The sequence below is a fragment of the Elusimicrobiota bacterium genome (assembly GCA_041660185.1).
Taxonomy (GTDB): Bacteria; Elusimicrobiota; Elusimicrobia; order 2-01-FULL-59-12; family 2-01-FULL-59-12; genus JBAZWU01.
This window is the reverse complement of the sequence record JBAZWU010000001.1, coordinates 1-14126: the sequence shown is the minus strand read 5'-3', so window position 1 is coordinate 14126 and position 14126 is coordinate 1. Positions and strand designations below refer to the sequence as shown.

14 protein-coding genes are annotated in these 14126 nt (G+C 57.0%); all 14 read right to left on the bottom strand.

The window, feature by feature from the left end; all coding sequences use genetic code 11:
- Positions 1–68 precede the first annotated feature (68 nt).
- Positions 69–782: a tRNA (guanosine(37)-N1)-methyltransferase TrmD gene (trmD, locus tag WC859_00070; protein ID MFA5974549.1), complete on the bottom strand. Its 714-nt coding sequence runs from the start codon at positions 780–782 to the stop codon at positions 69–71.
- Positions 754–1011: a PRC-barrel domain-containing protein gene (locus WC859_00065; protein MFA5974548.1), complete on the bottom strand. Its 258-nt coding sequence runs from the start codon at positions 1009–1011 to the stop codon at positions 754–756. Before WC859_00065 ends, trmD begins: the two co-directional genes overlap by 29 nt.
- Before the next feature lie 21 nt (positions 1012–1032).
- Positions 1033–1287: a 30S ribosomal protein S16 gene (gene rpsP / locus WC859_00060; GenBank protein ID MFA5974547.1), complete on the bottom strand. Its 255-nt coding sequence runs from the start codon at positions 1285–1287 to the stop codon at positions 1033–1035.
- A gap of 85 nt (positions 1288–1372) precedes the next feature.
- Positions 1373–2074, bottom strand: a complete 702-nt coding sequence (rpe, locus tag WC859_00055) for a ribulose-phosphate 3-epimerase (protein MFA5974546.1) — start codon at positions 2072–2074, stop codon at positions 1373–1375.
- Positions 2074–3042 carry a PASTA domain-containing protein gene (locus tag WC859_00050; GenBank protein ID MFA5974545.1) on the bottom strand — a complete coding sequence of 323 codons (969 nt, stop codon included), beginning with the start codon at positions 3040–3042 and terminating at the stop codon, positions 2074–2076. Before WC859_00050 ends, rpe begins: the two co-directional genes overlap by 1 nt.
- 169 nt (positions 3043–3211) lie before the next feature.
- Positions 3212–4240, bottom strand: coding sequence for a 23S rRNA (adenine(2503)-C(2))-methyltransferase RlmN (rlmN, locus tag WC859_00045; protein ID MFA5974544.1), 1029 nt, complete (start codon positions 4238–4240; stop codon positions 3212–3214).
- Positions 4237–5124 (bottom strand): zinc metalloprotease HtpX, encoded by an 888-nt coding sequence (gene htpX, locus WC859_00040; protein MFA5974543.1) that lies wholly within the window; start codon positions 5122–5124, stop codon positions 4237–4239. Before htpX ends, rlmN begins: the two co-directional genes overlap by 4 nt.
- A gap of 4 nt (positions 5125–5128) precedes the next feature.
- A complete protein-coding gene (fmt, locus tag WC859_00035; protein ID MFA5974542.1) occupies positions 5129–6067 on the bottom strand; it encodes a methionyl-tRNA formyltransferase in 939 nt (312 codons plus the stop codon).
- A complete protein-coding gene (locus WC859_00030) occupies positions 6067–6312 on the bottom strand; it encodes a CopG family transcriptional regulator (GenBank protein ID MFA5974541.1) in 246 nt (81 codons plus the stop codon). The genes fmt and WC859_00030 overlap by 1 nt, the downstream gene beginning before the upstream one ends.
- A gap of 393 nt (positions 6313–6705) precedes the next feature.
- A complete protein-coding gene (gene def / locus WC859_00025) occupies positions 6706–7215 on the bottom strand; it encodes a peptide deformylase (GenBank protein MFA5974540.1) in 510 nt (169 codons plus the stop codon).
- A 36-nt stretch (positions 7216–7251) separates the two neighbouring features.
- The gene (locus WC859_00020) at positions 7252–9213 is read right to left on the bottom strand and encodes a DUF2723 domain-containing protein (protein ID MFA5974539.1); all 1962 of its coding nucleotides are present in this window, start codon (positions 9211–9213) and stop codon (positions 7252–7254) included.
- Between the two features lie 117 nt (positions 9214–9330).
- Positions 9331–11574: a hypothetical protein gene (locus WC859_00015; GenBank protein MFA5974538.1), complete on the bottom strand. Its 2244-nt coding sequence runs from the start codon at positions 11572–11574 to the stop codon at positions 9331–9333.
- 64 nt (positions 11575–11638) lie between these two features.
- On the bottom strand, positions 11639–13873 hold the full coding sequence (priA, locus tag WC859_00010) for a primosomal protein N' (GenBank protein MFA5974537.1): 2235 nt from the start codon (positions 13871–13873) through the stop codon (positions 11639–11641).
- Positions 13874–13942: 69 nt separating this feature from the next.
- Positions 13943–14126, bottom strand: a 184-nt coding sequence (locus WC859_00005) for an ATP-binding protein (protein MFA5974536.1), incomplete at its 5' end; no start/stop codon positions are given.

The following is a 14126-nucleotide window of genomic DNA, read 5'->3' as shown; positions in this document are numbered from 1 at the left end:
CGTCTCCCGTTCGTTATTCCTCTTCGACGGGACCTGCGGCGATCAACTCATCCGCCGCAGGTCCTCAATTATTTAGGTACTAAATCGGGCCGCTTGCGCGACGTGACCGCTAACGCCTGCTTCTTTCGCCACCGTTGGATCTCCTCATGATGGCCGGAGAGCAACACCGCCGGGACTTTCTGACCTCTCCAAAGAGCCGGTCGTGTAAAGTGCGGGTAATCCAACAACCCATCCTGAAAAGAATCCTTCTGGATAGACTCGCGTTCTTTGACTACCCCGGGAACAAGCCGGAGAACGGTATCGGCCAGCACCATGGCGGGCAACTCGCCGCCGGTCAAAACATAGTCGCCGATGGAAATCTCTTCGTCAACCCAGCGCAGGATCCGCTCATCAACCCCTTCGTAATGCCCGCACAAGAGCACGATCCACGACCGGCGGCTCAAGGCGTGCGCCACTTTCTGGTTGAGCACCCGCCCTTGCGGCGACAGATAAACGACGTAGGGCTTTGGACGCTTGCGGCCTCTGCCGGCGGAAGCTCGAACACGTTTCAGCGCCCGATAAATAGGTTCCGCTTGAAGAACCATTCCAGCGCCGCCACCGTAAGGCCGATCATCCACTTTGAAATGGCGCGGGTCCGTCGAAAAAACCCGCAGGTCATGGATCCTCAAATCGATCAGGCCATTGGCGCGCGCACGTCCCATCAGGCTTTCCGTCAGCGGCCCGTCAAACATCGACGGGAAAAGTGTCAAAATATCAAGCCGGCGGTGTTGCTTTGCTTTCATAGATTTCGCGCAAGCCCGCAGGCAACTCTACCTCGATCCGCTTGCGGTCCAGGTCCACGACACGCACCACGCTTTTGAGGGCCGGGATTAGAATCTCGCGCGTTTCGTGCTGCACCACAAAAATGTCATTGCCGCCCGAGGGCAGGACATCCACGACCCTTCCCAGGCACTCGCCCTGCATGGTAAAGACCTGACACTGGGCCAGATCCTGAACCTTAAAAACAGACACGTGTCCCCCGGAGTTAGACCGTTAAGCGGATAAACGCTTCCAGGCCCCCGACGCCACCAGAAGATTTTTTACGGTTTCACTCGGCAACGCGCCCTTCTGATGCCAATATTTCAAGCGTTCTTCATTTACCGTCAGTTTGTCTTTTTCAAGACGGGGGTTGTAAGTGCCGATCGTCTCGATCGGACGTCCGTCCCGTTTGGCCCGGCGGTCAACAGCCACGAGCCGGTAATAAGCCTGGCCGGGTTTACCTTCTCTTTGAAAGCGTATTCGAACCATAAGACCTCACTTTAGTTTTTAACAATAAAAAAGAACAGGTCCGCCGAACCAGGTCGCCGGACCTTTTCTCGCGATTTGGAATGTGCTATTTTACCTGCGTTTGAGACGATAAGTCAACCAAGCGCTGCAATTCTTTGAAGGCGACCGCCGCATCCGACGCTCCAAAAATGGCGTTCCCGGCTACGAGCGACGTGGCCCCGGCTTCAGCCGCTAAACGCGCGGTCTTCGGCCCGATTCCCCCGTCGACTTGAATCTGGCAGCGGGGACGGTCAAAACCAATCAACCGGCGAAGCAGCCGCACCTTCTCCAGCATCTCCGGCATAAACACCTGGCCGCCAAACCCCGGCTCCACCGTCATGACCAGGACTAAATCCAAATCACTCAGCAAGGGAACCAGAACGTCGGCGGATGTCTTGGGCCGGATCGCCAGGCCCGCCTGGACACCCAGTTTCTTGATCTCGCGGATCACGTCGCGAGGCTCCGGACAGGCTTCCCAATGGACCGTCAAAAGATCAGCACCCGCTTTGGCAAACACGCCAATATATTGAAGGGGATTCTCAATCATCAGATGGACATCCAGGAAAATGGATGTTTCCCGTTTCAAGGCTTCCACAACCAGCGGCCCAACCGTAATGTTCGGCACAAAATGACCGTCCATGACGTCAATTTGCACGGATTGAGCTCCGGCTTGCTGGATCCTCCGGACATCCCGGGACAGATGCGCAAAATCAGCCGAAAGAACCGATGGGACGATATGACACGGGAGCGATGAGGGCGGTTTCGCCATTAATGCAGCTCCTGCTCTTCGACCATGATCCCGTTCACAAAGATCCGGGCTTTGGCGCGGCCTTGGGGCTGGACGGTCAGGTCAATTCGGGAACCCGGGGCCTGGGCCCGCCGGAAAACTTCGTGTTCCCCCGTTTCATCGATGACAAATATTTTGATATCTCGGTCGCTGGAACCCTGTGGAACTTCAAAATAGATCGGAGACCCGTTCGCGCCAACCGCGCTAGTCGCTGAATTCACCACAACAGTCAGGGTATCCCCGGGACGAATCGGCGAATCCGCGGCCGGCGCCTGCATCGTAATTTCGCCGGGAGCACGCCCTAAATCGCTCTCTTCCCGCATCGAGAACCCGATCTGCCTCGCCGAAGCCCACTGCCGGGCTTCCGCGACATTTTTCCCCGCAAAATCCGGCATCAACAGGACATCCCCGGCTGGAGATCCGTCGGAAACCACAAAGCTGACCAGGGCATTCTTGGAGACGACGGTTCCGGACGGCGGGTCCGACGACATGACCTGGTCTTTTTCAAAACGAAGCGACGGACGGTGTTCGACTTCGCCAAGACTCAAGCCCACATTCTGCAAAGTGGTCTGCGCGTTGCGAAGCGGTTGTCCAAGGAGATCGGGAACAAACAACGTTTCCCCCCCTTGGCTGAGCATGATATGAATCAGGCGCCCTTCGCGCACCATCGTTCCCGGGGGCGGATTTTGCCGGACAATGGTCCCGGCGGGATAGCGTTTATCAAACTGTTCGCCTTCCTTGGTCAGCCCCAGATGCGAAGGCCCCAGCAGGTTCAGCGATTCCATCACACTTTTCCCGGAAAGGTCCGGCGTCATCACCACCCGCCGGTAATGAATCACAGCCCCCACCGCCCAGTCAAACGTGATGTAGGCCATTCCCAGTACCAACCCCAGAGTCATCCAAGGAAGGAAGAATTTAACGATCGGTCTTTGCAGGATTCCTCTAAACATTTTTCTCCGTCATCCCCGAGTGCCTCTGTCGGGGATCCATCATCGACATTTAGATCCCCCGCACCGTCCTCCTGTTGAACTAAACAGTCGGTGCGGCCCCGTCATCAACAGGAGGTCGGGGCCGCCAGAACCCGCGGGGGATGACGACACGATGGGTATTATAACAATGTCAGGACGCCGGGCCGAGCTGGCCGCAGGCGGATCCGACATCGAGCCCCTTGGGCTTGCGGACAAAAACAGGAACCCCCCGCTCGCGAAGCCAGCTTTGGAACCGCATCACCGATTCAGTCGATGGCTTTTCATACGGAAGGCCGGGCACGGGATTGCAGGGGATCAGGTTCACTTTATTTTCAAATTTTTTGGTGAGGTATGACAGCCGCACCGCATCGATCAATCGGTCATTGACCCCCTCCAGGAGAATGTACTCAAACGTCACATCCGCACGGGTTTTATACGCATAGTACCTGGCGGCCTTGATCACGGAGCGCACCCCGATCTTCCCGGAAATCGGCATCAGCTTGACGCGCAGATCATCCCGAACCGCGTGCAGGGAAATGGCCAATTGGACCTTGATCCCTTCATCCGCCAGGCGGACAATCTGGGGAGCGAGGCCCGTCGTCGAGAGCGTGATACGGGAAGGACTCATCGCCAGTCCGGCCGGAGACGTGATCCAGCGGATGGCCTGAACGACCTGCACAAAATTAGCCAGCGGTTCTCCCATTCCCATGAACAGCAGATTCGTCGGTTTCCGGTTTTGATCGCGTTCAATGAGCAGGATCTGGTCAAGGATCTCGGCGGCGCTTAACTGCCGTTTGAATGGGACCTGCCCGGTAGCGCAAAAAGAACACCGGTAAGAACATCCCACCTGCGAGGAAAGACAAAGTGAAAGACGGTCTTTTTCCTGCAGATAAACCGTTGAAATCTCCGCCCCATCGTGTCCACGGAAGAAATAACGGATGGTCCCATCCAGCCGCGATTCGTCTTTCCGCCGTAAAACCAGGGGATGCAGGCGGTAATTCTCTTCAAGAAGGCCGCGCAGGGCCGCGGGCAGGTCGGACATCTCCTGGAAACTGGCCGCCCGCTTTTTAAAAAACCACTCATACACCTGCTTCCCGCGAAAGAGAGGCGCCTGATGTTTCTTCAGAAAATCCAGGAAATCATCAGAGGGAACGTCCAGAAACGTTTTGGGGGTTTTCAATAGATTACGCGAGGAACTTTCTGAGAGGACGCTGTTGACGCCATCGCTTCCAGCCGGCGAACGCGCTCCGCCGTCGGGGGATGTGTGGAAAAGAGAGACATCAATCCTCCGCCGCGCAGCGGGTTGGCGATCCACAAATGCGCGGTCGCGGGGCTTGTGGTGAGCGGAACCCGGGCATTGGTGTTATCCGACGCAATTTTCTGCAGGGCGCTGGCCAGGGAGAGGGGGTCCTGCGTGAGATCAGCTCCCCCGCGGTCCGCGTCATATTCGCGGCTGCGCGACACCGCCAATTGGATCAACGTCGCGGCCAGGGGCGCCAGCAGAACCACCACCAGCATCTCGAGTCCGCCCCCGCGCTCTTGACGGTCACGGCCGCCGTAACCGCCGAACATCATCCCCCAGCGAACCATGTTCGACAGCATCATGATGGCGCCGGCGATCGTCGCCGCGATCGTCGAGATAAGGATATCGCGATGGAAAACATGGGAGAGCTCATGCCCGATCACGCCCGCCAGCTCACGCTCATTCAGCCGTTCCAGAATGCCGGTCGTGGCCGCCACCGCGGCGTGCGCCGGGTTGCGCCCCGTGGCAAACGCATTGGGAACAGGAGAATCGATCAGATAGACCCGCGGCATCGGGATATTGGCCTTTTGAGCCAATCCCCGGACAATCCGGAGCAGCTCCGGCGCCTCGGTCTCGGTCACCGGCTTGGCGCGATACATGGCCAGAACCATCTTGTCGGAAAACCAGTAAGAGAAGATATTCATCGCGCACGCCAGAAGAAAGGCATACTGCATGCCGGCGCGGCCCCCGACAGCCTGTCCAATGAATAGAAAGAGCGCCATCAGCCCGCTCAACAACAAGAATGTTTTTAATGCGTTCATAAATTCACCTGAAATGATCGCCGACTTTTAGACGCGCGCCCTGCCAGAAATCCCATGCGGACATTGATTTTTTACCTTCGGGCTGGACGTGCAAAACCTTCAAGGAACCTCCATTACATTTTATAACGAAGCCCTCTCCACTATCAAGGCGGGTGACCGCCCCAACCGGCCCTTCTTCGCCGGCTTGAACCCTCTCCCCCTTCAGGACCTTCAGTCGAATCGAACGTCCGCCCTGATCAACCGTCGCATAGATCCCAGGCCAGGGGGTCATGCCTCGCAACTGGTTCAGGATCGCCTGAGCCGGGCGAGACCAATCGATACGCCCATCCTCTTTTTTGAGCATCGGGGCTTTCGATGCCGGGCCGGCCTGGGGCACAGCGGTTTGGCGGCCCAGGCTTAATTCCCGGATGGCCTCATCGAGAACGTCCAACCCCAGAGCGACCAGCTTCTCGCGCAGGGATTCCGCATCGTCCTCTGGAAGGATCGGAAGTTCCCTCTGAAGAAAAACCGGCCCGGTGTCCATTCCTTCATCCAGCCAGAAAAGCGTTACACCGGTTTTGGTTTCACCGTTAATCAGCGCCCACTGGATGGGAGCCGCCCCGCGATAAGCCGGGAGGAGCGAAAAGTGGACGTTCAGAAAACCATGCTTCGGGATTTCCAGCAGGCTTTTCGGCAGGAGTTTCCCGTAGGCCACTGCCAGGCCGAAATCAGGGGACATCTGACGCACCGCATTCTGGAATCCAGGCTCTCCGGCTTTCTCCGGCTGAAGCAACGGTAACCCCAGGCGCAGCGCCGCTTCCTTAACCGGAGAAGATTTCACCTCGTAGCCGCGCCCGGCCGGCTGATCGGGATTGGTGATCACGGACTGGATCGAGGTCTGTTGATGGAGCCTCTCGAGAAAGGGGACAGCGATCGCTGGCGTTCCCAGGAAAAGAGTTTTCATCAGGCCGCTCGAGGAGGATGAGAAAGACGGTCGGAGATCCACATCTTGATCACCGCTTGCCGGGAGATATTCAGTTTCGCCGCTTCCCGGTCCAGCCGCTTGATCATCCAATCCGGGAAATCAACATTAACCCGTTTAACAATGATGGCCTGATCGAAATCCACATAAGGGGATATGTCCACCCCCTGATCAAACTTCTGATCAAATTCCGCCGAACTAATCGCTTTGACTTTTTTCTGTTTCATGCAAGAACCTCTCGTATCTTCTCTTCCACCGGGTATCAGCCCTGTGACAGCTGATCAAACGAACCGCAATCCCCCGATAGGTAAAAATGGCCAGATAAATACGGCCGTCTATTTTCCCCACGATAAGATAACGTCCCTCACCGTAAACCTGACGGGCATGAAAGATAACATGGGGAGCAACCCACAGGGCCTGCGCCTGTTCAAAATCGACTCCATGACGAACCGCATTCGCCCTGCTTTTATCGAGATCATACTCAAAGAGTGGTTGCATAGTAATATAACAGTTATATATACCGTTGTCGATCCAATAGAGTGCTAAGATTCCGCCGCTGGCGGGATCACCTTTGACTGCTTAGAGTCAAAAGTCAGGGAAATATTCAGGCTTTTGAAGGATTAGAACAGGCCTTGCTTCGAACGTTTTTGGATGGCGTGTTTGAGGCGGAGCCGCGAAACCAGCGGCAGGTGGTCGATATAGAGTTTGCCATGAAGGTGGTCGATCTCATGCTGAAGACAGCGGGCCAAGAGCCCTTCGCCTTCGATCACTACGGGCAGGCCGTGCTCGTTCAACGCGCGAACCCGCACTTTGGCCGCGCGCTTCACGCGGGCGGAAAAACCGGGGACCGACAGACACCCTTCCTCTTCACACAACGTCCCGGAACGCTCCTCGATCACGGGGTTAATAATCACCAGAGGCCGGTGTGTGCCATCCGCGTGAAGATCGATCACGGCAAAGCACCGGGAAATCCCGACCTGATTGGCGGCCAGACCAATCCCCGGGGCCACATACATGGTGCGGAACATGTCTTCAAGGGTCTGACGGAGTTTCTCATCCAGCTGAGGAACAAGCTCCGTCTTCTTGCGAAGGACAGGGTCGCCATATTTGACAATTGTGAGGAGAGACATGGAGATGCCCCATTAAATGAGTTTTCTACCGACGAGTCAATTTGACTGGCGGGGCACCAATTCCAGGTTGCGGCGGAAGGAAGCGTTGGCGGGCTCCAGCTCGATGGCCTTTTGATAGAGGTCAATCGCACGGGCGAAATCCCGGCGGCCATGCGCGACAACCGCCCAGTTATTGTAGGCCGCGGCCAGCTCCGGATCGATCCAGAGGGCAACCTTGTAATGCGCAACAGCGTCAGCCAAACGCCCGGCCCCGGCATTGGCTATCCCCAGATTACTGTAAGCCGCCGCATAGTATCCCAGGAGGTGCCGGGTATAGAAATCCGGGTGATGAACGGTCTTAAAATCCCCGCGACGACGGTAAAGATGCAGCAGAGCCTCCCCGCGTGAGCGAACCGCCGCAGGGGCCGAGGGTTTGACGGCATAGACGAGCCCCTGTGCCTCGTATGGCAGACCCCCCAGTTTTTGTGGAAGTTCCACAAAAAACGGGCGTTGACGGATGGAATACTCCCAGAAAATGCGTTGCAGGTCTTGCGCATTGTCGATGGGCACCCCGGGAAGCAGCTCCGGCCATCGCCGGCGGATTTGCTCATAACCCCACCGGGTCCTGAAAAAATTCAAGAGCACCAGATCCCGGCGGCGGCCTTCCGTGGTTTGAAGGGCATGAAGGGTAAACGACGTGGGATCATCCGGATCAAACACCACCGCTCCAAGCGGCAAGGAGCGCATCACATCCAGGCCATAGTCATAGGTATAAAAATCAGAGCGGTGCGATACCCGGGTTAACGTGAAAGCCGACTCGCTGACCAGACACAGAACCGCAAGCGCCGCGACCCAGCGGTTTCGGCGAAGGAAAACAAGACATCCGCCGGTCACCAGAAACGCCCAGACAAGATTGGGGATGACGAGATACGGCTGAAGAATCGCCGGGGTGGTGGGTTCCTGAACCGGAAGGTTCGACAGGACAAAGAAACAGGGCCCGCTCAACAGCCAGGCCAGAGAAAGCATCGCCAGAGGGCGACGTCCAGGACAAGGGCGCAGCGCCGCGAGTCCTCCCAGAACCCCGGCAAGAAGACCGGAGATTCCCCACTCCTGACGAAACAGCCGCACAAAATACAGGATCTGCGTGGCCAGAGTTTCCGGTGTCCAGGACAAAATGCTTTGCTCCGGATGCAGTTTTAACCCGCCATAATCCGCCCGCAGGAGAACGCGCCAGAAATTCCGCCACGTGGAAGGATCGCCCCAATTCATCCAGGGGGACTGCGCCGAACGAATGGGCAGGAAAAGAAAAACCGATGCCCCGAGGAGAAATCCAAGGAGGCTCAACAGGAAAAGACCATTGCCGTCATCGCGAGGTCGCCAGTTTTTTGGCGACCGTGGCGATCTGTCACTCAAGACAGATTGCTTCGTCGCTTCGCTCCTCGCAATGACAGCCAAGGTACCCGGGAGTAAAAAGAATACCGGCAACAGGAAAATCAGAACCGGATGGATGGCTAAACCCAAACCCAACAAAAACCAGGAGACCCGGTAGGCTTCCGGGGTGCCCGCCAGGAGGCCGCCCAGAATCCCGGCGGCAAACAGGGCCACGACGGCATACATCTCCGACACGCGGGCCAGTTCAACCATCGCCGGCGTACTGCCAAAAAGAAGCGCGGCGACTACGGCGCAAAGGGCGATTCCCCATCGGCTGGCGTCTGACGCGACCCGCCGGTAGAAAACAAGAATCACCACTCCCCCCAGAGCCACCGCCCCGGCGCCGGCCAAAGCGCTCAGAAGATTCGCTCGATAGGCGGGCTGACTAAACGGGATAAGCCCGCTGAGACATTTCCCGAGAAGGATATACAACGCATACCCCGGAGGATGCGCAATTCCAAGCGTATGGATGGAAGCGATCAGATCACCGGAGTCGCGATAGGCAGGGATGGTTCCGCAGAGACCGCTGAGGTAAAACGCGAAGGCCATCAGAAAAAGAACCGATGAAAGGATACGAGAAGCCGTCATTGCGAGGCACTCTGTATTGCCAAAGCAATCTCGACGCTAAACGCCGAACGACGAGATTGCTTCGTCGCTCCGCTCCCCGCAATGACGGCATCAGGAGAATGTTTCGGCAACCTGTTGCTAATAGGTTATGACCTTCCCCTTATCTTCTTTGTCAACGTCATAATTGCTCAAGAACGTCACGTTCTCATGGCGTTCAACGGCTATCAGTTTGGGAACATTTTTGTCCCGCTTGTAGTAATAAACGTTGTGGATCTCTTTTTTCCGGTCCACTTCATCCACATAGAAATCGTAATCCTTGACCGGCGCTTTCAAACGTTTTTTTACGAAGAAACGGCGCTCATATTCCCGATGCCGGCCGTATCGAGGACCGGACACTTTTTCAAACTGGCTGACCGGTAGCACCCCTTCCTCGGGATTGTTGATATCGCGCCTGACGGGTGGCGGCACAGGAGCGCTTTTTTTAACTTTTTCCTGTCGTACACGGGCCAGCTCGGCCTGAATGGCCGCGTCCGGTTTTTCCCCTTTGGCTGTCTTGGGAACCCACGCGTCACCCTCGTTCGGCACTTCCTTCTTGCTTTCCGACGCCTTCGACAGAAGGGCTTCAATCGAGTTATCAACGGGTTTTGAGGGGATCATCGCCACCTTGGGGGCTGAGGCCGCCTCGGGAGGTTCCGGTTCTTTCACAACAGGCTTAGGGACTTCCTTGGGAACCCATTTATCCCCTTCCGAAGTATCCGGACCTATTTTGCCGTCATTCCCCCCGGTCACTGGGGGGGAATCCATCTTGCCGTCAACGGTATGCTTGGATCCCCCGCCACCAACCGCGGGGGATGACAGCTCTGGAACAACCGGCGACTTGGCGGGTTTCTCAAACTTTTGCTTAGCTAAGGCCAGTGCCGCATCCTCAGCAGGAGCTTCCTTCATGTCATTCCCCCCGGTCACTGGGGGGGAATCTATCTTGCCGTCATCGGTATGCTTGGATCCCCCGCCAGAACCCGCGGGGGATGACGAAAAGGGAGCTACCGTGTATGACGATTCTTGTGTAGCCGGAACTTTTGCAGAAGGTGCCGGCTTCGGCTCATTCACCGGCGGAACAACCACCTTAGCTGGCTTCTCCACTTTTTTCGCAAAAGCGATTTTTCTCATCAACGTTTCATTCTGAGCTTGATTTTCGGATGGTTGCTCGGCAGGAGCCCCCAGTAATTCTTCAGTCGTCGGGATATCCTCTTCGGTCGGCGCAATCGCCGCAAGACTTTCCGGGAAAGTCGCTCTCTGGGGTGCTGTCGGAGGCACCGGCACAGCCGGAGTGGGGAGAGCCGCGACCACCGGCGCCTTTTCAACAACAGGTTCCGCGCGCTTCTGGCGAGGAGGTTCCTGCTTCGGAGCGGATTTCGATTCCTTGGACGGAGCGCTCACCGGCTCGCTCACGCCTTTACCCTGAACATATTCCCCTTTGGCGTCATCCCACACAAAAGCGTTGGACTCCGGCGCGACATCCGTTGCTTTTTCAGCAGCGGGTTCCGCGCGTTTTTGACGGCGTTCGGGCTTCGCCGCTGACTCGCTCACGCCTTTCACTGAAACGTATTCCCCTTTGACGTTATCCCACACAAGAGCGGACGCCCCGAGAGCGACACCCTGCGCCTTTTCAGCAACGGGTTCCGCGCGTTTTTGACGGCGTTCGGTCTTCGGAGCGGATTTCGATTCCTCGGATGGAGGGCTCACCGGCTCTCTCAATCCTTTCACTGGAACATATTCTCCTTTGGAATCATCCCACACAAAAGCGGACGGCCCCTGTGCAACAACCTCCGTCTCCGTTTCCGGCTCTTTCTCCGTCTTTGTCTGCTGACCTAAAGACTTGGACGCGACCTCCCGGGACGGAGGAGGTTCGTCAAACGATACCGCGCCAACCGTCTTTTCGACAATACGCCTGGACTCAAAAACCGGCGAGCCGGTCTCGTCAGACGAAGCGGCCTTCACGGGCTGGCGGACGTCAGCCTGATAAACAGCGGAAACCGAATAGATCCGTTGGCGATTCCCCTGCTTGTCATAGACACTGACCCGGGTATACGACAGATCGCGGGCATACTCGATGACCGCTTTCCCGCCTTTCCAGCGGCCGGATTTATATCGTTGCTCCACAATAAACTGTTGGGGATCTTCTTCGAGCCGGCTGGCGGTCAGCGTAAAAAGATCCGGCAGCTTGTCCTGGGAGATCTTCAACCCCTGCGCGTCCGGCCCCAGCGCGCTGATGATTTCCTCCGCAGACGCCGGCGCCAGCACACGCGCAAAAGCATCCGGGCACAGGCCGGCGACAAGCCCGCTCAACCCCAACAATAACCCGATAAACATTCGTCTTTTCATATTGATCCTATCTGCTTTTATCATCATTCTCTCCTTAAATCAAGTTACCCCCTCGCCTCACTCCTCAGAGAAGATCAGCGGGGTCGATGTCGACGCTGACAAAGGCTTTTGGAGAACGGTAGGCGCGCAGGAAACCCACATAGGGAGCGAAGGCTTCGTCGGTTCCTTTCAAGAGGATCTGGTAGCGGAATTGGTTGCGCAGCCGGCTGTAGGGAGCAGGCGCCGGCCCTAATATATCTATTTGGACTCTTCTCTCGTCATTCCCCGCGGTTGCTGGCGGGGAATCCAAACAAGTCGTCGAGTAGCAGGATGGATCCCCGACAGAGACACTCGGGGATGACGCCTTATCACCGACGAATGGGTTTCGAATGGCTTCTAATTTCTCATAAAGGTTCTCCGCCATTTTCAGAACCACCGGCTCCTTGGTTCCGCGAATCAGGATATGGATCAGCCGGCAAAACGGCGGGTAGCGCAACAACTCGCGGTGTTTGATTTCCTGCTCATAGAAGGTCAAATAATCATGGGCCCGGGCCGCCTGCAGCGCGTAGTGATCGGGGTGGTGCGTTTGAACCAACACTTTCCCGCCGGCTTCCCCCCGGCCGGTGCGACCGGCCACCTGGGCAATCAGCTGAAACGTCCGCTCGGCCGAACGGAAATCCGGCAGATGCAGAGACACATCTGCATCCACCACACCGACAAGCGTGACGTTTTGAAAATCAAACCCCTTGGCGATCATCTGCGTCCCGACAAGGACATCGACCTCTCCCTTCGCGAAATTCTGATAGATCCGCTCGTAGGCATGGCGGGAGGAGGCGATATCGCGGTCCAGTCGGGACACTTTCACGAACGGAAAAAGCTTCCGGAGTTCCTGCTCAACGCGCTGGGTCCCGATCCCGTAATGCCGCAGGCGCAGGCCTTTGCAGGAAGCGCACTGGATCGGCACGGCTTCCTTATGCCAACAGGAATGGCATTGCAAAAAGCCATCGGCCGGAACAATAGTTCTTTGTTTCAAGTTGCGAGTTTCAAGTCCATCATCCAACTTGGAACTTGCAACTTGTAACTTTTCATCTTTGATATGAAGCGCCAAGGTCGTGCTGCACCGGGGACAGCGCGCCACCCAGCCGCAGACCGAGCAGCGCAGAAAGGGCGTGTACCCCCGGCGGTTGACGAAGAGCATCACCTGTTCGCGTTTGGCGAGGCGTTGCTCAATGGCCAGCTTTAAGGGTTCCGAAAAAATCGAAAAATCCAGAGTGCCGCGACGTGGGCGAGACTTGCCCGGCTCAACAGGAGCCGTTCGCCGATCGATCAGTGTGACCGGCGGCAACGAACGCTCTTCCACCCGTGAGGTGAGCTCCAACAGCTGATAGACACCCTGCTTCGCGCTCCAATAAGACTCCAAACTCGGCGTGGCGCTGCCCATAATCAGGACGGATTGCGTCCGGCGCGCGCGCTCCAGCGCCACCTCGCGCGTATGATAGCGGGGCCGGTCCTCTTGCTTATAGGTCGGTTCATGCTCCTCGTCCATCACGATCACCCCCAGCTTCGGGAAGGGAGCAAATACCGCGGAGCGCGCGCCCAGGAGCACGTGAACCACTCCCTGCCGCACACCACACCAGATCCGGTAGCGCTCGGAAGCGGTAATCCCGCTGTGCCACAGAGCAACACCCTGACCGGGAAAGCGCGCCTGAAGTTTCTCAATAAAAGGCGGTGTCAAGGCGATCTCCGGCAGAAGGAAAATCGCCTGCCGTCCCTGCTTCAAGGCCCGCTCGATCGTGCGGACGTAGATCTCGGTCTTACCGGAATCGGTGATGCCGCGGAGCAAAAAAGGGTGGAACTGCTTCGAATCCACCGCGGCTTCCAACGTGTTGAGCGCATGCTGTTGTTCGGCGCTCAGATGAAATGCATCGGAGGGGCGGCCGGCTGGCCGCCCGGGCATGGAATCGGCAGCGGATTCGCGTGGCGGCCGTTTGGGCGGCGACAGATGCGGCGGAACCAGGCAGGCCAGCGCCTCTCCCAGGGAACACAGGTAACGCTCGGACAACCAGCGCGCCAGTTCAATCAGCGTTTCATCGATGAAAGGTTCCGGATCCAGGCAGGTGAGTATTTCTTTCGTCGGGAAGGGAGGCGTTTCATTGGTTTTCCCGATAACGTATCCGACAAGATTCTTCTTTTTCCCAAACGGCGCCAGCACGCGCGCGCCCAAGCCGGGATCCGCCGGACCGTTGGCTGGAACCCGGTAATGAAACGCCCGGTTGAGCGGTAGAGGGAAAACAACTTCAATAAATCTGGCAGGAGGCATAGCGCAATCAAACTATACCAAAGGGACCCCTGCCCGTCAGGCTGAAACAATCAATGGGTTGGTATTTTCCTAACGAATCGGCAAACGGATGGTAAAAGTGGTTCCTTTCCCGACTTCGCTCTCGACGTGGATGGTCCCCCCGTGCGCTTTGATCACTTCCTGCGCCAGAAATAACCCCATCCCAGTCCCGGTTGTTCCTTTGGTGCTGAAATACGCGTTAAACAACCGGTTCATGTCCTCCGGCTCAATCCCG